The organism is Streptomyces sp. NPDC054813, from assembly GCF_053611365.1.
Genome location: NZ_JBSHAF010000021.1, coordinates 176,739 through 195,917 on the forward strand (window position 1 = coordinate 176,739; position 19,179 = coordinate 195,917).

The following is a 19,179-nucleotide window of genomic DNA, read 5'->3' on the forward strand; positions in this document are numbered from 1 at the left end:
AGTGGGCCCTGCCCGGGACCGCCTGCCGAGACCGCTTTCCGTCCTACGGTCTGACGCATGGCCGAAACCGGAGCTTCCCCACTCCCCCCTACGCCCCCGGCGCACTCCCCGCTCTTCCGCGCCGAACAGTTCATGTGGCTCACCGCGCGCGTGCTGGAGCAGCGCCTCTTCGCGTATCACTTCCTGAACGGCGGCCCCGATCCCGTGGAGACGGCGCTGGACGCCTACCGCAACGAGGACGGCGGGTACGGCCATGCGCTGGAACCCGACCTGCGCGGTCCGGTGAGCCAGCCGCTGCACACCGGGCACGCGCTGGCCGTCCTGGACGCCATCGGGCGCTGCGGCGGGCAGCGGGTGGAGCGGGTGTGCCGCTATCTGACGTCCGTCTCCACGGCGGACGGGGCGCTGCCGGCGATCCATCCGAGCCAGCGCGGCTACCCGGCCGCCCCGTTCATCCCGATCACCGACGACCCGCCCAGCGAGCTGCTCGCCACCGGACCGGTAGTGGGTCTGCTGCACCGCAACGAGGTCTGGCACGCCTGGCTGTTCCGGGCCACCGACTTCTGCTGGGAGGCGGTGGAGTCCCTGGAGAAGTCGCATCCCTACGAGGTCGAGGCCGCCGTCGCCTTCCTGGACGCGGTACCCGACCGCGCCCGGGCGGAGGCGGCCGCCGACCGGCTGGGCCGCCTGGTGCGCGAGCACCGGCTGGCCGCGCTGGACCCGGAGCACCTGGACGCGTACCCGGTGGCGCCCGGCTACGCCCCGGGTGAGCACCACTTCCCGCACGACTTCGCGAAGTCCCCGCACTCGCTCGCGCGCGCGTGGTTCACCGACGAGGAGATGGCCCGCTCCCTGGACCACCTCGCCGCCGAGCAGCAGGAGGACGGCGGCTGGCCGATCGGCTGGCTCCAGTGGGCGCCGACCACCGCCCTGGAGGCCCGCCCGACGGTGACGGTCGAGGCGCTGCGCACGCTCAAGGCGTACGGCCGCTTCGTGGGGTGACCCATCTCTCAGCCGCTGCCCTCCCAGCCCTGGCCCCGCTCAGCCCGCGATGGCCCGCACCCCCGCGGTCACCAGCACGGCCGCGCCGACGACGACCAGGAAGGGCGCGCGCAGCACCAGCGCCACGGCGGCCGCCCCGAGCCCCGCGGCCCGGGCGTCCAGCACGAGCGTGTGCCCGTCGGCGAACGTCTGCTGGGCCGTGAGGGCGGCGAGCAGGGCCACCGGCAGCAGGGCGGCCAGCCGCCGCACCACCGGCCGCTCCAGGACGCCCGCGGGCACCAGCAGGCCGGCGAGCTTGACGGCGTAGCAGCCGATGACGGTCGCGGCGATCGCGATCCAGGTGTTCATCGGGTCTCCTCAGCAGCGTCGTCGCGGGTACGACCGGACCGGCGGCCGGAGACGTACAGGACGGCCGGTGCCGCCAGCGCGGCCGCCAGGACCGGCACCCCGGCGGGCAGCACGGGCAGCAGGCCGAGTCCCAGCAGCACCGCGAGAGCGGCGACCGCGCGGTCGGTCGTGGTCTTCAGCATGGGGGCGAGCAGTGCCAGGAAGACGGCGGGTCCGGCCGCGTCCAGTCCCCAGGCGCCGGTGTCGCCGACGGCCTTGGCGCCGAGTGCGCCGAGCAGGGTGGTGAGGTTCCACAGCACGTACAGGCTGAGTCCGGTGACGGTGAAGCCGATCCGCGCGGCGCGCCGTGTCGGCTGGGCGAGCGTCACCGCGGTGGTCTCGTCGATCACCCACTGGGCGGCCAGCGGCCGGAGCGCGCGCGGGAGGGCCAGCACCTGCGACAGACGCAGCCCGTAGAACGCGTTGCGCACCCCCAGGAAGAAGGCGCCGGCGGCCGCGGTGAGCGGGTTGCCGCCGGCCGCGAGCGCCCCGACCAGGGCGAACTGGGAGGCGCCGGTGAACACCAGGAGGCTGAGTGCGCAGGTCTGAAGCAGGCCGAGCCCGCTGCCGGCCGAGGTCACCCCGAAGGCGAACCCGGAGAGTCCCACGGCGACGCCGACCCCGAGGGCGTCCCGGACGACGGCGGAGTCCGGTTTCGGCTCGCCTTCGCCACGTATGTCTGCGAGTGCTGTCTGTTGTGCCACGCCCAGGACGTTACGTACCGCCGTCCCGCGCGTCTTGTACGTTCTTGCGCCCGCTCGGGCGCGCGACGCCGGGACCGCGCTCGCGCGGGTGCGCTCCGGAACCGTGCCCGCGCGGGTCCGGCCCGGGACCCCGCCCGCGCGGGTCCGCTCCGGATCCGCGCTCGCGCTGGTAGGCGCCCGGCGGGACGCCGACGATCCGGGCGAAGTGCCGGTTGAGGTGCGGCTGGTCGGTGAAGCCGACGGCGACGGCCGCCTCGGCGGGTGCCGTGCCCGCGTCCAGCAGCAGCCGGGCGCGGCGCACCCGGGCGTCGGTCAGCCAGGTGTGCGGGGGCATGCCGTAGGCGTCGCGGAACGCCCGCAGCAGTGCGAAGGGGCTGGTGCCGAGGTCGGTGGCGAGCCGCTCCAGGGTCGGCGGCTCGGCCATCCGCTCCTCCAGCACGGCACGCGCGCGTGCGGCGAGCAGGGCGCCGGCGGTGCGGACCTGCCGCTGTGGCAGCGGACCGCCGTTCGACCGCAGCAGCCGGGTCACCGCCACCCGCAGCAGCGTGTCGGCGGCGAGCGCGTTGCCCTCGTCGGCGGCGCGCAGCACCCGGTGCACCAGGGCGACGGAGTACGGGTCGTCGAGCATCGGGCTGACGAAGCCGGGGGTGCCCCGGATCGCGGTGGTCTCCGCGGCGATCGCCGCCACCAGTTCCGGGGACGGGTAGACCGCCCCGTACCGCCAGCCCTCGGGGACCCCGGCCCGGCCGGTGTGCGCGGTGTCGGGGTTGACGAGCGCGAGCGCCCCGGCGCCGACGGTCACGTCGGAACCCCGGTGCCGGAAGACCTCGACCCCGTCCGCGATCCCGGCGATCACGAAATGCTCGTGGGTGTGCCGGACGAACGTCTTCCGGACATACCGGGCACGCAGCAGATCGACGTCGGGCAGCGCCTCGTACCGCCAGTGCCGCGCCCGCTCGTCCGATCCCGTCATAGGCCCATTGTCGACCGCCCCGCCCCACCCGACCGACCGCACCCCGCACCTCGGCTCCCGCCGGGCCGCCTGGCTCGGTTGCCACCCCGCGCCCCTCTTCCCTGCACCCCCACCTCCCTCATATCCGAAGGTCAGACCTGGTTGTCAGTGGCCGGGTGCAGGATGGACGCATGGCGAAATCCGCGCACCGGGCCCTCGACGGCTTCTCCCCCGCGACCCGCGGCTGGTTCACGGGGGCGTTTTCCGCGCCCACCGCGGCCCAGGCGGGCGCGTGGCAGGCCATCGGGGCGGGCTCGGACGTGCTGGTGGTCGCCCCGACCGGCTCCGGCAAGACGCTGGCCGCCTTCCTCGCCGCCCTGGACCAGCTGGCCTCGGCCCCGCCCCCGGCCGACCCGAGGAAGCGCTGCAGGGTGCTGTACGTGTCTCCGCTCAAGGCCCTCGCGGTCGACGTCGAGCGGAACCTGCGCAGTCCGCTGACCGGCATCCGCCAGGAGTCCGTGCGCCTCGGCCTGCCCGAGCCGGAGATCAGGGTCGGCATCCGCTCCGGTGACACCCCGCCCGCCGAGCGCCGCGCCCTCTCCACCCGCCCGCCGGACATCCTGATCACCACCCCGGAGTCCCTGTTCCTGATGCTGACGTCGGCCACGCGCGACGCGCTGACCGGCATCGAGACGGTGATCCTGGACGAGGTGCACGCGGTCGCAGGCACCAAGCGCGGCGCGCATCTCGCGCTCTCCCTGGAGCGGCTGGACGAGCTGCTGCCGAAGCCGGCCCGCCGCATCGGCCTGTCGGCCACCGTCCGCCCGGTCGACGAGGTGGCCCGCTATCTCTCGCCGCGCCGCAAAGTGGAGATCGTCCAGCCCCGGTCCGGCAAGGAGTTCGACCTCTCCGTCGTCGTACCCGTGGAGGACATGGGCGAGCTGGGCGGCTCCCCGGCCACCGACGCCAAGGAGGGCGGGGACCGGCCGTCGATCTGGCCGCATGTGGAGGAGCGGATCGCCGACCTGGTGCAGGCCCACCGCTCGACCATCGTCTTCGCCAACTCGCGCCGGCTGGCGGAGCGGTTGTGCAACCGGCTCAACGAGATCGCCTACGAGCGCGTGACGGGCGAGCCGCTGGACGAGCACCACTCCCCCGCCGAGCTGATGGGCGGCTCGGGCGCGGCCCAGGGCGCCCCGCCGGTCATCGCCCGCGCGCACCACGGCTCGGTCTCCAAGGAGCAGCGCGCCCTGGTCGAGGAGGACCTGAAGGCCGGCCGGCTGCCCGCCGTGGTGGCCACCTCCAGCCTTGAACTGGGCATCGACATGGGCGCGGTGGACCTGGTCGTCCAGGTCGAGTCGCCGCCTTCGGTGGCCTCCGGCCTGCAGCGCGTCGGCCGCGCGGGACACCAGGTCGGCGCGGTCTCCACCGGCGTGGTCTTTCCCAAGTACCGGGGCGACCTGGTGCAGGCGGCCGTGGTCACCGAACGGATGCGCACCGGCTCCATCGAGTCCCTGAGGGTGCCGGCCAACCCCCTCGACGTGCTGGCACAGCAGCTGGTCGCGATGACCGCGCTGGACACCTGGCAGTTCGACGACCTGCTCGCCATGGTCCGCCGGGCGGCTCCGTTCGCCTCGCTCCCGGAGTCGGCGTTCACCGCGGTCCTGGACATGCTCGCGGGCCGCTATCCGTCCGACGCCTTCGCGGAGTTGCGCCCGCGCGTGGTCTGGGACCGGGTCGCGGGCACGGTCACCGGCCGCCCCGGCGCCCAGCGGCTCGCCGTCACCTCCGGCGGCACCATTCCCGACCGCGGCCTCTTCGGGGTCTTCCTGGCCGGAGCCGACCCCAAGAAGGGCGGCGGCCGGGTCGGCGAGCTGGACGAGGAGATGGTGTACGAGTCCCGGGTGGGTGATGTCTTCACCCTGGGCACCAGTTCGTGGCGCATCGAGGACATCACGCGGGACCGCGTCCTGGTCTCCCCGGCCCCCGGGGTGCCGGGCCGGCTGCCCTTCTGGAAGGGCGACCAGCTGGGCCGCCCGCTCGAACTGGGCCGCGCGGTGGGCGCGTTCCTGCGCGAGGTCGGCTCGCTCTCCAAGGACGACGCCCGGCTGCGCCTGCTCGCGGCGGGCCTGGACGCCTGGGCGGCGGACAACGTGCTGTCGTACCTCGACGAACAGCGCGAGGCCTGTGGCCATGTCCCCGACGACCGGACGATCGTCGTGGAGCGCTTCCGCGACGAACTGGGCGACTGGCGGGTCGTCGTCCACTCCCCCTTCGGCGCCCAGGTGCACGCCCCGTGGGCACTGGCCCTCGGCGCCCGGCTGTCCGAGCGGTACGGCATGGACGCCCAGGTCATGCACGCCGACGACGGCATCGTGCTGCGGCTGCCCGACGCCGATCTGATGGGCCTGGACCTGCTCGACCAGGCCCCCACGAAGTCGGGCACCGAATACGACGCCGAGCAGGCGCCCGTCGGCGCGGCGGACGTCGCCTTCGACAAGGGCGAGGTCAACCAGATCGTCACCGACCAGGTGGGCGGCTCGGCCCTGTTCGCCTCCCGGTTCCGCGAGTGCGCGGCCCGCGCGCTGCTGCTGCCCCGCCGCAGCCCGGGCAAGCGCACCCCACTGTGGCAGCAGCGTCAGCGCGCCGCCCAACTGCTCCAGGTGGCGAGCGAGTTCGGGTCCTTCCCGATCGTCCTGGAGGCGGTGCGCGAGTGCCTCCAGGACGTCTTCGACGTCCCCGGGCTCGTCGAGCTGATGGGCGACCTCGAATCCCGCAAGGTCCGCCTGGTCGAGGTCACCACCCCGGAGCCGTCCCCGTTCGCCCGCTCCCTCCTCTTCGGATACGTCGCCCAGTTCCTGTACGAGGGCGACTCCCCGCTCGCCGAGCGCCGCGCGGCCGCACTCTCCCTGGACTCCCGGCTGCTCGCCGAGCTGCTGGGCCAGGCGGAGCTGCGCGAGCTGCTCGACGCGGACGTGCTGACCGAGCTGGAGCGCGAGCTCCAGTGGCTGACCGAGGACCGCCGGATCAAGGACCCGGAAGGCGTCGCCGACGTGCTGCGGCTGCTCGGGCCGCTCACGGACGCCGAGTTGGCCGAGCGGGGCGCCGAGCCGCACTGGGCCAAGGAGCTGGCCGGTGCCCGCCGGGCGATCAGGGTCCGGATCTCCGGCACCGACCACTGGGCGGCGATCGAGGACGCGGGCCGGCTGCGCGACGCCCTCGGCACCGCCCTGCCGGTCGGTGTCCCCGAGGCGTTCACCGAACCGGTGAAGGACCCGCTCGGCGACCTCCTCGCCCGGTACGCCCGCACGCACGGCCCGTTCACGTCGGCCACGGCGGCGGCCCGGTTCGGGCTCGGGGTGGCGGTGACGGAGGGCGCGTTGCAGCGGCTGGCCGCGGGCGGCCGGGTGGTGCAGGGCGAGTTCCATCCGGCGGGCATCGGCCAGGAGTGGTGCGACGCGGCCGTGCTGCGCAGGCTGCGCCGCCGCTCCCTGGCCGCGCTCCGGCACGAGCTGGAGCCGGTGGCACCGGCCGCGCTCGCACAGTTCCTGCCGCAGTGGCAGCACATCGGCAAGGGGCACGGGCTGCGCGGCATCGACGGACTGGTGCGCGCCGTCGAGCAGTTGCAGGGCGCCTCGGTACCGGCGTCGGCCCTGGAGAAGCTGGTCCTGCCGTCCCGGGTGGCCGGCTACACGCCCTCGATGCTCGACGAACTCACCGCCGCCGGAGAGATCGTGTGGGCCGGCGCGGGCGCATTGCCGGGCAAGGACGGCTGGGTCTGCCTGTATCTGGCGGACGCGGCCCCACTGCTCCTGCCCCCGCCGCACCCCCTGGAGCTGACGGCCCTCCACCAGTCCGTCCTGGACACCCTCTCCGGCGGCTACGGCCTGTTCTTCCGTCAGATCGCCGACCAGGTCCGCGCCACCACCCACCCCGACGCCACCGACCCCCAACTGGCCGACGCCGTCTGGGACCTGGCCTGGTACGGCCGGCTCACCAACGACACGCTGGCCCCGATGCGCTCCCTGCTGGGCTCGGGCCGTACCGCGGGCGCCACGGCCCACCGCGCCAAGCGCGCCGTCCCACGCGGCCGCTACGGCTCCCTGACGGCCGCCGCCCGCACCGCCTCCCGTACCGGCCCGCCGACCGTCGCCGGCCGCTGGTCCCTGCTCCCGCAGCGGGAGCCGGACACCACCGTGCGCGCCCATGCCCTGGCCCGCACCCTGCTCGACCGGCACGGTGTGGTCACCCGGGGAGCGGTCGCGGCGGAGGGTGTCGAGGGCGGCTTCTCGGCGGTGTACCGCATCCTGTCGGCGTTCGAGGAGAGCGGGCAGGCCCGCCGGGGTTACGTCGTCGAGGGGCTCGGCGCGGCCCAGTTCGCGATGGACGGCGCGGTGGACCGGCTGCGCGCGGTGTCCAACGCCCGCGAGCGCGGGGAGGCACCCCTGGGCACCACCTTCGGAGACCACGCCCTGGCCACTCCCACGGGCTTCACGAACGGCGGCCCGGTCCATCCCGCCGGCTTCGGAGACAGCGGCCCGGCCACCCCCGCCGGCTTCGGTATCGAGACCCCCCTCGGCCCCATCGACGAGGCCGACTTCCAGGTCCTGGACGGCGACTTCACCTGGCCCCCCGAGCCCCCCACCGCCCCCGGGGACTACGTCTCCCCGAAGGACCGCGCCCCCGCGGACCCCTTCGCCGCCCCCGGCTACGGCGGCCCCCGAGGCGGCAGCCCCGCGAACCCCTACACCTACGGCAACCGCCACACCCGTACCCCCACCACGCCCGACCCCAGAGCCGTGGTCCTCGCCGCCGCCGACCCCGCCAACGCCTACGGCGCCGCCCTGCCCTGGCCCGAGCCGCCGACCGGCGCCGGGCACAAGCCGGGCCGCAAGGCGGGCTCGCTGGTCGTCCTGGTGGACGGCGAGCTGACCCTCTACATGGAGCGCGGCGGCAAGACCCTGCTGGCCTGGCCCTCCGCCCCGGACACGGACGCCGGCGACGACCCCCGCCTGCGTACGGCCGCCGAGGCCCTCGCGGCCGCCGCCCGCGCCGGCACCCTCGGCACGGTGACGGTGGAGCGCGTCAACGGCGCCACGGCCCTGACCTCGCCGCTGGGCACCCTGCTGGAAGGAGCGGGCTTCATCGCGACCCCGCGCGGCCTGCGCCTACGGGCGTGAACCAGCAGGAACATGAAGACCGCGCCCCCGGTGCGCCGCCCGCGCCCTCGCCGCCCCCGGTCCACCCTCCACGCCCCCGTGTCACCCTTGACCCATGCCCGAAGGTGACACGGTCTGGCAGGCCGCGCGGCGCCTGCACGACGCGCTCGCCGGCCAGGTGCTGACCCGCAGCGACTTCCGGGTGCCCAAGTACGCCACCGTCGACCTCACCGGCCGTACCGTCCTCGGCACCACCCCGCGCGGCAAGCATCTGCTCACCCGCTTCGAGGGCGGCCTGACCCTGCACACGCATCTGCGGATGGAGGGCGCGTGGAAGGTCTACGGGAGCGGCGAACGCTGGAAGGGCGGTCCCGCCCACCAGATCAGGGCCATCCTCGGCGCCGCCGACCGCACGGCCGTCGGCTACCGCCTCCAGGTCCTGGAGTTCCTGCGCACCGGCGAGGAGGAACGCGCGGTCGGCCACCTCGGCCCCGACCTGCTGGGCCCCGACTGGAACCCCGACCGCGCCCTCGCCAACCTGCTCGCCGACCCTGCCCGCCAGCTCGGCGAGGCCCTTCTCGACCAGCGCAACCTCGCCGGCATCGGCAACGTCTACAAGAGCGAGCTCTGCTTCCTGATCGGCGCGACTCCCTGGCTCCCGGTCGGTGCGCTCCCCGCCGAGCGCGCCGCGAAACTCCCCGACCTCGCCAAGCGGCTCCTGGAGGCCAACCGCGAGCGCCCGGTCCGTCGCACCACGGGCCTGCGCGACCAGGACCTGTTCGTCTACGGCCGTGCACCCGGCCCCTGTCTGCGCTGCCACACCCCGATCCGGGTGGCCGACCAGGGCGACGGCTCCCGCGAGCGCCCCACCTACTGGTGCCCCGCCTGCCAGACCGGCCCCGCCCCCGCCGCGGGCGCCCGCCGCGCCCCGAGAAGCCGCCGCCGCCCGACCAATTGACGACCCGTCAGATCCGCTCGTACCGTCCCTTCATGTCCCTCAAGGCGTACGACCTCACCGGACGCACCGCATTCGTCACCGGGGCCGCCGGAGGTATCGGCCGGGCCTCCGCCGTGCTGCTCGCCGAGGCGGGTGCGACCGTGCACTGTGCCGACCGGAACGCGGAAGGCCTGCACGAGACGGCCACGCTGATCAAGGACGGCGGCGGCACCGCCCACACCCACACCGTCGACGTCACCGACCGGACACAGCTCGGGCAGGCCGTCCGGTCCTGCGAGCGGCTGGACGTCATGGCGGCCATCGCCGGGATCATGCACCGCAGCCCGGTGCTGGAGACAAGGGACGAGGACCTCGACCGGGTGCTGAACGTCAACTTCAAGGGCGTCCTGCACTCCTGTCAGGAGGCGGCGCGGTTGATGCTCGACCGGCGGACCGGGGGCAGCATCATCACCATGGCGTCCGGTGCGATCGACACCGGGGGCCCCGGCCTGCTCTGCTACGGCGCCGCCAAGGCGGCCGTGGTCCAGCTGACCAAGACGCTCGCGAACGAGGTCGGCCGGCAGGGCATCCGCGTCAACGCGGTCGCCCCGGGCTGGACCCGCACCCCCATGACCGAGCGCGACGACGGTGAGGAGCAGCGGCAGACGGAGGCGTGGATGGCCCGGCTGTCGCCCCTGGGCCGGGTCGGCGAGGCGGCGGACGTCGCACATGCCGTGCTGTATCTGGCGTCCGACGCCTCCTCGTTCACTACGGGCCAGATCCTGCGCCCGAACGGAGGGGTCGCGATGCCCTGGTAGCGCCCTGCGTCCGCCACGCGGCCCGCCACCGCCCGGGGCCCAGGGCTCCCGCCGCCCGGTTCCTCGGCACGCAGTTCACCGGCAGCAGGCTCAGTCCCCAGCCTCCGGCGGCCACGGTCCCCTCCAGGGCCCCGGCGCCGTCGGCGAAGGTGATCCGCAGCACGGCCCACCACCACACCGCCGCGAATCCCAGGGCAACCCCCCAGCGCACTATCCGTCCCACCATGGCCGCCACCTCCAGCCGGACGCTAGAACGCCGCCCGGTCCACCGGGGAGGCGCACCGAGGGCTCACCGATGCAACGGCCGTCGGCCGGCGTCAGCCACAGCTACGCGTTCTCCGCCTGGAACATCCAGTGATGTTTCTCCAGATCCGCCGTGATCCCGATGAAGATGTCCTGGGAGACCGGATCCGGCTCAGCGGTGGCCATGACCCGCTCCCGCATCCGGGTGATCACCGCGCCCAGCGCGTCCACCAGGGCACCCACCGCGTCCGAGTCCTTGACCCAGCCCCCGGGGGCCGCGGCGATGCCGCTGCCGGCGGCCACCGTCACCGCACGTCCGTCCGGCGAGACGCCCAGCGCCGAAGCCCGCTCGGCGACCGTGTCGGAGTGCGTCCGGGCCGTGCCGACGACCTCGTCGAGCTGGAGGTGGACGGTCCGGAAGCGGGGACCGACCACGTTCCAGTGGATCTGCTTGGCGATCAGCGCCAGGTCCACGAGATCGACGAGGGCGCCCTGGAGCGCCTCGGCCACGGTCTTCAGGTCCGCGTCGGACAGCGGGCTCTTCACGACGTACATGCGTCTCTCCGGTCGTTTCGCCCCCTGTCGGTCCTCCCACCATGACCGCAGCACCCGACACCGGCAAATGGACGCACCCCGTCCCCGGGCATACGAAGGCCCCGGCCGGGGCCTCCCCAGGTCTGCCTGGAGAGGCCCCGGCCGGGGCAACGTACACTTTTTCGACGCCGGGTCGGCGCCGCGTCGGGCTACGCCCGCACAGGCGTCACGCGGCGACCACGTCCACTGCCTCGGCGGGTGCCTTGATGGTCACCCGTTCCGGTGGCACACCGGTCACCGAGACGGTACCCAGCATCGGGCGAACCGGCGTGGGCACGGACTCGGTGGCCTGAGCGGACTGGGCCAGCTCGGCGAGGGCGAGTTCGTCGCTCACTTCCCGCATGAGCTCGGACATCCGTACGTCCAGCGCGTCGCAGATGGCGGAGAGCAGCTCAGAGGAAGCCTCCTTCTGCCCCCGCTCCACCTCGGAGAGATAGCCGAGTGAGACTCGGGCGGACGAGGAGACTTCGCGCAGAGTACGGCCCTGGCGCTGGCGCTGCCGACGCAGCACGTCACCCAGCAGGCGACGGAGCAGAATCATCGGTGGCTCCCTCCTCGGACCGCGTAGCCGCATCCTTCACGCCCCACCGTACCGCCTTGCGCCGCGGCCGTGCGGGGAGCGATGTCGTGTTCACTCAGGGCTGCAAACATCAAAACCCCCCGTTCTGTTCCGTATCCTGTGTCCGCTCATTCCCGGTCTGTTCGCTCGCGAGCTCCCTCAGAAGCAGCGCGAGCACGCTCCGTACACTCTCTCTACGAATTTCCGCACGGTCGCCGTTCAACCGCAGGGCCTCCACTTTTCCGCCAGCGGCAGAACCGGAACCTGCTGCGAAGGGGCCGTCGACGGCCACGAAAACCGTGCCGACCGGACGGCCGTCCTGGGGTTCGGGGCCGGCGACCCCGGTGGTCGCAAGGCCCCAGTCGGCGCCCAGCGCCTGCCGCACTCCGGCCGCCATCTGGGCCGCGACCTGCGGATCCACCGCGCCGTGCTGGGCCAGCAGAGTGGCGTCGACACCCAGCACGTCGTGCTTGAGCTCGGTGGCGTAGGCGGTGACCGAACCCCGGAACGCCTTGGACGCCCCGGGGACCGTGGTGATCTCCGCCGCTACCAGGCCGCCGGTCAGCGACTCGGCGACAGCCAGGGTCTGCCCCCTCACCGTCAGTAGTCGCACCAGTTCGGCGGCCGTGGAACTCACGCTTCTGTCTCCTCCAACGCCGCTGCGCGCTCGGCGATTCCCTGCCGCCGCAGCACAATGGCCTGTCTCACATAGTCGAGGCCGGTCAGCACTGTCAGCACGACGGCCGCGGCCATCACCCAGAACCTCAGCGTTGCCAGCCACCCCGTCAGCGCCAGCACGTACATCCCCACGGCCACGCCCTGGGTGAGGGTCTTGAGCTTGCCGCCGCGGCTGGCCGGGATCACGCCGTAGCGGATGACCAGGAAACGCAGCAGGGTGATCCCGAGTTCCCGGCCGAGGATCACGACCGTCACCCACCAGGGCAGGTCGCCGAGCGAGGAGAGACAGATCAGCGCCGCCCCCATGATCGCCTTGTCGGCGATGGGGTCGGCGATCTTCCCGAAGTCGGTGACCAGGTCGTAGGTGCGCGCCAGATGGCCGTCGAACAGGTCGGTGATCATGGCGATGGCGAAGGCGGCCCAGGCGAGCGAGCGCCAGGCCGGGTCGTATCCGCCGCCGGCCAGCATCAGGGCGACGAAGCCGGGGACCAGGACCAGCCGGAGCATGGTCAGCAGATTGGCGACGTTCCACAGGCTGGCCTGGTTGACGGCGGCAGCGGCGATCTTCCCGCCCCGCACGGGTCGCTCGCCGTCACGGGAACCGGAATCCCCGGCGCCGAGGCTCGGGGCACCAGCGTGCTCGGCACCTGAGGAACCCGTGGCACCGGCGCTCTCGACACCGGCGCTCTCGACACCGACGTTCTGCGGACCAGTTTTCTCGACACCGGCGTCCTGCGGACCGGAGAGATCCGGAGCGGCGGGATCCGGAGCGGCACCGGAGGTGGCGGCGGAGCCCGGGACGGCGCCCTGTGCGCCGGAGGAGCCGCCCGCGGCGGACGCCGGGACTCCGGTCATCTGCCGGCCTCCTCACTCCACGCGGGCACGCCCTGCAGCGGCTCGGCCACCAGGTCGACACCCTCCGTACCGACCACCTTCGCCTCGACGATACGGCCGACGCGCAGTCCTTCGCCGCTCGTGAGCAGTACCTGCCCGTCCGTCTCCGGCGCCTGGTGGGCCGCCCGGCCGTGGACGCCGTCCTCGTCGTCGACGGATTCCACGAGGACGTGCACGGTCTCGCCGACGCGCTCCTCGGCCCGCTGCGAGACGAGTTCCTCGGCAAGCCGGGAGACCCGCGCGAGCCGCTCGGCGACGAGGTCCTCGTCCAGCTTGTTCTCGTACGTGGCGGCCTCGGTGCCCTCCTCGTCGGAGTACCCGAAGACACCGATCGCGTCGAGCCGCGCGCCGTTCAGGAAGCGCTCCAGCTCGGCCAGGTCGGAGGCGGACTCGCCGGGGAAGCCGACGATGAAGTTGGAGCGGACGCCGGCCTGCGGTGCCTTGGACCTGATGGTGTCGAGCAGCTCCAGGAAGCGGTCGGTGTCCCCGAAGCGGCGCATGGCCCGCAGCACGCCCGGGGCGGAGTGCTGGAAGGACAGGTCGAAGTACGGGACGACGTTCGGCGTGGAGGTGAGGACGTCGATCAGGCCGGGGCGCATCTCGGCCGGCTGGAGGTAGCTGACGCGCACCCGCTCGATGCCGTCGACCTCGGCCAGCTCCGGCAGCAGGGACTCGAGAAGGCGGATGTCGCCCAGGTCCTTGCCGTAGGAGGTGTTGTTCTCGGAGACCAGCATGACCTCCTTCACGCCCTGCTCGGCCAGCCAGCGGGTCTCGTTCAGCACGTCGCTGGGGCGGCGTGAGATGAAGGAGCCGCGGAAGGAGGGGATGGCGCAGAAGGAGCAGCGCCGGTCGCAGCCGGAGGCGAGCTTGACCGAGGCGACCGGGGCGCCGTCCAGCCGGCGGCGCAGGGGCGCACGCGGGCCGGAGGCGGGCGCCAGGCCCTCCGGGAGATCGGACGGGCCGTGCCCGGGCAGTGCCACCGAGGCGGCCGAGTCCTGCCGCTCGGCCGGGCTGATGGGAAGCAGCTTGCGCCGGTCGCGCGGGGTGTGCGAGGCGTGGATGCCGCCGTTGAGGATGGTCTGCAGCCGGTCGGAGATGTCGGCGTAGTCGTCGAAGCCGAGCACGCCGTCCGCCTCCGGCAGCGCCTCGGCGAGTTCCTTGCCGTACCGCTCGGCCATGCAGCCCACCGCCACGACGGCCTGGGTTCTGCCGTGCCCCTTGAGATCGTTGGCCTCGAGGAGGGCGTCGACGGAGTCCTTCTTGGCGGCCTCGACGAATCCACAGGTGTTGACCACGGCGACATCCGCGTTCTCGGCGTCCTCGACGAGCTGCCAGCCGTCCGCCTCCAAACGGCCTGCGAGCTCCTCCGAGTCCACCTCGTTACGGGCGCAGCCGAGAGTGACTAGTGCGACGGTACGGCGTTCAGGCATGGGCTCAAGACTACTTCGTCCCACCGACAGCCCACGTCGAAGGGGCTGGCCGATCATGGCCAACCCCTTGGTACGTGCTGGATCCGAACGGTTATCCGACTTCCGGGTCGCCCTTGGTGTAGGTCAGGCGCTCCACGGCTCCGGGCCGGAACTGGTCCTCGATCTTCTTGCCGTTGACGTAGAGCTGGATGGCTCCGGCGTCGCCGAGGATCAGGTTGATCTTGGAGCTGTCCTGGAAGGTCTTGGACTCGCCCTTCTTCAGAAGCCCGTCGAACAGCATCCGGCCGTTGTGGTCCTTGGCCGAGATCCAGCTGCGTCCGTTCACCGCGCTGACCTGGACGGTGACCTTGTCCTGGGGTGCGGCGGCGATCGCGCTGTCGGAGGGCTCGGGGGTCTTGTCGGGCTTGCTTTCCTTCGGGGTCGGCGAGGCCGGCTTGCTGGTCGTCGGGGTGGCTCCCTCGGCGACCGACGCCTTGGCGTCGTCGCCGTTGCCGCCCTTGAAGGCGGTGAAGCCGACGAATCCGATCACGACGACGATCGCGGCGACCATGGCCGCCGTCCAGTTGGGTCCTCGGCGCTCGGGGCGGATACGTTCCGCCTCGAACAGCGGGGCGGCGGGCGTCGGCGCGGGCCGCCCACCACCGTGTTCGGCCGCGAACTGCGCCAGCAGCGGTTCGGGGTCGAGGCCGACGGCCTTGGCGAGGGTCCTGATGTGCCCGCGGGCGTAGACGTCGCCGCCGCAGGGGGCGAAGTCGTCGGCCTCGATGGCGTGCACGATGGCGATGCGGACCCGGGTGCTCCCGCTGATCTCGTCGACGGTCAGCCCGGCGGCGATGCGGGCCTGCTTGAGGGCTCGGCCTACGGAGGGGCGGTTTTCCTCGGACACGTCTGGGAACGGACGCTCGTCTTCAGGGGAGTTGCTGCCGATGGACACGGGGGCGCCTTTCGAGCGTGTAGCCACCTGTGCTGGAAGTTCAGTCTATGGGGGGTACGAAAGGGTGGGGCAACCGGGCGGTGGGACTTTGTACGCCATCGGTATGGCCGGGCATCCCGATGACGGGTCAGGCGTGCGCCCCAGGGTGGGGTACCCACCTTTCCTCTCGCTCAACTTGACGTACGTCAAAGGGAAACGGTTGCCCGACGGTCTCTAACGGGTGGATCACGACATGCCTCCACCGGCCTACAGGCGCCCGAAGCCCTGAAACAGACCTACCCCTCAGACTCCCCACGGATCACAGCAAGCACTCCGTCCAGCTCATCGGGTTTCACCAGAACGTCGCGCGCCTTGGACCCTTCGCTGGGCCCGACCACCCCGCGCGACTCCATGAGGTCCATGAGCCGGCCCGCCTTGGCGAAGCCCACCCGCAGCTTGCGCTGAAGCATGGAGGTGGAGCCGAACTGCGTGGAGACGACCAGCTCGGCCGCCTGGCACAGCAGGTCGAGGTCGTCGCCGATGTCCTCGTCGATCTCCTTCTTCTGCTTGGAGCCCACGGTGACGTCGTCCCGGAAGACCGGCGCCATCTGGTCCTTGCAGTGCTGGACGATCACCGCGACCTCTTCTTCGGTGACGAACGCGCCCTGCATACGGGTCGGCTTGTTCGCCCCCATCGGCAGGAACAGGCCGTCGCCCTTGCCGATCAGCTTCTCGGCGCCGGGCTGGTCGAGGATGACGCGACTGTCGGCGAGCGAGGAGGTGGCGAAGGCGAGCCGGGAGGGCACGTTCGCCTTGATGAGGCCGGTGACCACGTCGACCGACGGGCGCTGGGTGGCGAGCACCAGGTGGATGCCGGCCGCCCGCGCGAGCTGCGTGATGCGCACGATCGAGTCCTCGACGTCCCGGGGCGCGACCATCATCAGGTCGGCGAGCTCGTCGACGATCACCAGGAGATACGGATAGGTCTTGAGCTCCCGCTCGCTGCCCTCCGGCGTCTTCAGCTTGCCGTCGCGGATGGCCCGGTTGAAGTCGTCGATGTGCCGGTACCCGAACGCCGCCAGATCGTCGTAGCGCAGGTCCATCTCGCGCACGACCCACTGGAGCGCCTCGGCGGCCCGTTTCGGGTTGGTGATGATCGGCGTGATCAGGTGCGGGATGCCCTCGTAGGCGGTCAGCTCGACCCGCTTGGGGTCGACCAGGACCATCCGGACGTCCTCCGGGGTCGCCCGCATCATGACCGAGGTGATCAGGCAGTTGATGCAGGACGACTTGCCGGAGCCGGTGGCGCCGGCGACGAGCACGTGCGGCATCTTCGCCAGCGAGTGCATGACGTAGCCGCCCTCGACGTCCTTGCCGAAGGCGACCAGCATCGGGTCGTCGTCCTCGGCGGACTCGGCGAGCCGCAGCACGTCACCGAGGTTGACCATTTCCCGGTCGGTGTTGGGGATCTCGATGCCGACCGCGGACTTGCCGGGGATCGGGCTGATGATCCGCACGTCCGGGCTGGCGACGGCGTACGCGATGTTCTTGGTGAGGGCGGTGATCCGCTCGACCTTGACGGCGGGGCCGAGCTCGACCTCGTACCGGGTGACCGTCGGGCCGCGGGTGAAGCCGGTGACGCGCGCGTCGACCTTGAACTCGGAGAAGACGTTGGAGAGCGAGGCGACGACCTTGTCGTTGGCCTCGCTGCGCGACTTGCCCGGGCCACCCCGGGTGAGCAGGTCCAGGGAGGGCAGCGAGTAGGTGATGTCGCCGGAGAGCTGGAGCTGCTCGGCGCGCGGCGGCAGGTCGCGGGGCTTCTCGGGGGCCGGCTTGGTCAGGTCGGCGACGACCGGTTCGACCTTGAGCTTCTCCTGCTTGGGCCGCGCGGCCGGGACCGGACTCGGGCTGGGGCTGGGGGCCGGCACGGGCGTGGGCGTGGTGTCCTCGCGGTCGCCGACGCTGACGCCCTGGGTGAGGTCGGCGACGAGCGGCGAGGGCGGCATCCCGTGCATGACCGCCCCGTCGAGCGCGGCGGCGGCCGCCGCGGCGACGTCCACGGCGTCCATCCGACGGCCCATCTCGGGCTGCGGCACGGCGGAGCGCCGCGGGCGGCCCCGGCGCTTGGCGAGGGCCTCCTGCTCGGCGACGTCCGGGTCGTAGTCCTGGGGGGCGCCGGAGCGCCTGCGCGAGCGTGCGGGCAGCGCCTCGCGCCACTGCTCGTCGTAGCGCTCGTCGTCGGTCTGCTCGCCGTACTCGCCGTACTCGTCGGGTTCGATGTCGTGCAGCAGCCCGAGGCGGATACCGAGCGCGCGCAGCCGCTGCGGGATCGCGTTCACCGGGGTCGCGGTGACGACGAGCAGCCCGAAGACCGTGAGCAGCGCCAGCAGCGGTACGGCGAGGACCTCGGTCATGGTGTACGTCAGCGGGGTCGCCGCCGCCCAGCCGATGAGGCCGCCGGCGTCCCTTATGCCCTGCATGCCGTCGCCGCGTGCGGGCGAGCCGCAGGCGATGTGGACCTGGCCGAGCACGCCGATGACGAGCGCGGACAGGCCGATAACGATCCGGCCGTTGGCCTCCGGCTGCTCGGGGTGGCGCATGAACCGTACGGCGATCACCACGAGCAGTATCGGCACCAGCAGGTCGAGGCGGCCGAAAGCACCGGTGACCAGGATCTCCACCAGATCGCCGACCGGGCCGCGCAGGTCGGCCCAGGTGCCGGCGGCGACGATCAGGGCGATACCCAGCAGGAGCAGCGCGACGCCGTCCTTGCGGTGGGCCGGGTCCAGGTTCTTGGCTCCCTGTCCTATGCCGCGGAAGACGGCGCCGACGGCGTGCGCGAGGCCGAGCCAGAGGGCGCGCACCAGGCGGTAGACGCCCCCGGTCGGGCTGGGCGCCGGCTTGGGTGCCGGCGCGGCCTTCTTCGCCGCGGCCCTCTTGGCGGGCGCCTTCTTGGCCGGGGCTTTCTTCACGGCGGCCTTTTTCGCCGGCGCCTTCGAGGGAGCGGCCTTCTTCGGGGGCTGCTTCTTGGCTGCCGAGGGACGTGAGGCCATGGGTGTGAGGTTACCGGGGGATGCGGCAGCGGACACGTGTGCCCACTGCTTCACCCGTTCGTGTCGCCCCGGTGGGGGCGCGGAACTGACGCGCTCTCATGGGCAACTGTGGCCGCCACCGTGGTCAGTTCTGCGAGGGAAGCGGTGGCGCGCCGCCGCCGGTACCCGGTTCGAGAGCGTCCAGCGCCCGGCGCAGGCCGGTGAGTTTGCGCTCCAGATGGGCCGCCGTGGCCACCGCCGCCGCGTCCGCGGACTCGTCGTCCAGCTGCTTGGACAGCGCCTCGGCCTGCTCCTCGACCGCCGCGAGCCGCGCGGAGAGCTCGGCGAGCAGCCCCGCGGACTCCTTGCCGGCGACCGCGCCCTTGCCGCCGCCCTCCAACTGCAGCCGAAGCAGCGCCGCCTGCTCACGGAGCTGGCAGTTCTTCATGTACAGCTCGACGAAGACCGAGACCTTGGCGCGCAGCACCCACGGGTCGAAGGGCTTGGAGATGTAGTCCACCGCGCCGGCCGCGTAACCCCGGAAGGTGTGGTGCGGGCCGTGGTTGATGGCGGTGAGGAAGATGATCGGGATGTCCCGGGTCCGCTCCCGCCGCTTGATGTGCGCCGCGGTTTCGAAACCGTCCATGCCCGGCATCTGGACGTCCAGCAGAATGACCGCGAAGTCGTCCGTGAGCAGTGCCTTGAGTGCTTCCTCCCCGGACGATGCCCGCACCAGTGTCTGATCGAGCGCAGAGAGGATGGCCTCCAGCGCCAGCAGATTCTCCGGCCGGTCATCGACCAGGAGGATCTTGGCCTTCTGCACCATGGCCCGCCCTCCTCGCCCCGGATGTGCACCGGGCGCCGCCCCAGGGGACGA

Annotated in this window: 15 protein-coding genes; 4 read left to right on the top strand and 11 right to left on the bottom strand. The window is 72.6% G+C overall.

Annotated features, from left to right (window positions below; genetic code table 11):
* Positions 1-57 precede the first annotated feature (57 nt).
* Entirely contained in the window at positions 58-1,002 is a 945-nt protein-coding gene (locus ACWGJB_RS35155; RefSeq protein WP_453384088.1) for a hypothetical protein, read from the top strand.
* Positions 1,003-1,041: 39 nt separating this feature from the next.
* Here the strand turns inward: ACWGJB_RS35155 and ACWGJB_RS35160 are convergent, their stop codons facing one another.
* The 3 genes from ACWGJB_RS35160 to ACWGJB_RS35170 are packed head-to-tail and all read right to left on the bottom strand — an operon-like array spanning position 1,042 to position 3,066.
* Positions 1,042-1,350, bottom strand: a complete 309-nt coding sequence (locus ACWGJB_RS35160; RefSeq protein ID WP_453384089.1) for an AzlD domain-containing protein — start codon at positions 1,348-1,350, stop codon at positions 1,042-1,044.
* On the bottom strand, positions 1,347-2,093 hold the full coding sequence (locus tag ACWGJB_RS35165; RefSeq protein WP_453384090.1) for an AzlC family ABC transporter permease: 747 nt from the start codon (positions 2,091-2,093) through the stop codon (positions 1,347-1,349). The genes ACWGJB_RS35160 and ACWGJB_RS35165 overlap by 4 nt, the downstream gene beginning before the upstream one ends.
* 10 nt (positions 2,094-2,103) lie before the next feature.
* Complete coding sequence (locus ACWGJB_RS35170) at positions 2,104-3,066, bottom strand: AraC family transcriptional regulator (protein ID WP_453384091.1); 963 nt, start codon at positions 3,064-3,066, stop codon at positions 2,104-2,106.
* Positions 3,067-3,236: 170 nt separating this feature from the next.
* Between ACWGJB_RS35170 and ACWGJB_RS35175 the strand changes: the two genes are divergently transcribed.
* From ACWGJB_RS35175 to ACWGJB_RS35185, 3 genes are all read left to right on the top strand, one after another.
* Positions 3,237-8,225 carry an ATP-dependent helicase gene (locus tag ACWGJB_RS35175; RefSeq protein ID WP_453384092.1) on the top strand — a complete coding sequence of 1,663 codons (4,989 nt, stop codon included), beginning with the start codon at positions 3,237-3,239 and terminating at the stop codon, positions 8,223-8,225.
* Between the two features lie 94 nt (positions 8,226-8,319).
* The gene (locus ACWGJB_RS35180; RefSeq protein WP_453384093.1) at positions 8,320-9,162 is read left to right on the top strand and encodes an Fpg/Nei family DNA glycosylase; all 843 of its coding nucleotides are present in this window, start codon (positions 8,320-8,322) and stop codon (positions 9,160-9,162) included.
* A 32-nt stretch (positions 9,163-9,194) separates the two neighbouring features.
* A complete protein-coding gene (locus ACWGJB_RS35185; RefSeq protein ID WP_453384094.1) occupies positions 9,195-9,959 on the top strand; it encodes an SDR family NAD(P)-dependent oxidoreductase in 765 nt (254 codons plus the stop codon).
* Between the two features lie 327 nt (positions 9,960-10,286).
* Here the strand turns inward: ACWGJB_RS35185 and ACWGJB_RS35190 are convergent, their stop codons facing one another.
* The 8 genes from ACWGJB_RS35190 to ACWGJB_RS35225 form a co-directional block, all read right to left on the bottom strand.
* The gene (locus ACWGJB_RS35190) at positions 10,287-10,757 is read right to left on the bottom strand and encodes a Dps family protein (protein WP_453384095.1); all 471 of its coding nucleotides are present in this window, start codon (positions 10,755-10,757) and stop codon (positions 10,287-10,289) included.
* A gap of 205 nt (positions 10,758-10,962) precedes the next feature.
* The gene (locus ACWGJB_RS35195; RefSeq protein ID WP_132894382.1) at positions 10,963-11,337 is read right to left on the bottom strand and encodes a helix-turn-helix domain-containing protein; all 375 of its coding nucleotides are present in this window, start codon (positions 11,335-11,337) and stop codon (positions 10,963-10,965) included.
* A 109-nt stretch (positions 11,338-11,446) separates the two neighbouring features.
* Positions 11,447-11,992: a CinA family protein gene (locus tag ACWGJB_RS35200; RefSeq protein ID WP_453384096.1), complete on the bottom strand. Its 546-nt coding sequence runs from the start codon at positions 11,990-11,992 to the stop codon at positions 11,447-11,449.
* Positions 11,989-12,888 carry a CDP-diacylglycerol--glycerol-3-phosphate 3-phosphatidyltransferase gene (gene pgsA, locus ACWGJB_RS35205; RefSeq protein ID WP_453384097.1) on the bottom strand — a complete coding sequence of 300 codons (900 nt, stop codon included), beginning with the start codon at positions 12,886-12,888 and terminating at the stop codon, positions 11,989-11,991. The genes ACWGJB_RS35200 and pgsA overlap by 4 nt, the downstream gene beginning before the upstream one ends.
* Positions 12,885-14,357, bottom strand: coding sequence for a 30S ribosomal protein S12 methylthiotransferase RimO (gene rimO, locus ACWGJB_RS35210; RefSeq protein ID WP_453384098.1), 1,473 nt, complete (start codon positions 14,355-14,357; stop codon positions 12,885-12,887). Before rimO ends, pgsA begins: the two co-directional genes overlap by 4 nt.
* Before the next feature lie 91 nt (positions 14,358-14,448).
* Complete coding sequence (locus ACWGJB_RS35215) at positions 14,449-15,291, bottom strand: helix-turn-helix domain-containing protein (protein ID WP_453384099.1); 843 nt, start codon at positions 15,289-15,291, stop codon at positions 14,449-14,451.
* Between the two features lie 275 nt (positions 15,292-15,566).
* The gene (locus ACWGJB_RS35220; protein WP_453384100.1) at positions 15,567-18,323 is read right to left on the bottom strand and encodes a DNA translocase FtsK; all 2,757 of its coding nucleotides are present in this window, start codon (positions 18,321-18,323) and stop codon (positions 15,567-15,569) included.
* Positions 18,324-18,447: 124 nt separating this feature from the next.
* Positions 18,448-19,128 carry a response regulator gene (locus tag ACWGJB_RS35225; RefSeq protein ID WP_351728264.1) on the bottom strand — a complete coding sequence of 227 codons (681 nt, stop codon included), beginning with the start codon at positions 19,126-19,128 and terminating at the stop codon, positions 18,448-18,450.
* Positions 19,129-19,179: the final 51 nt, after the last annotated feature.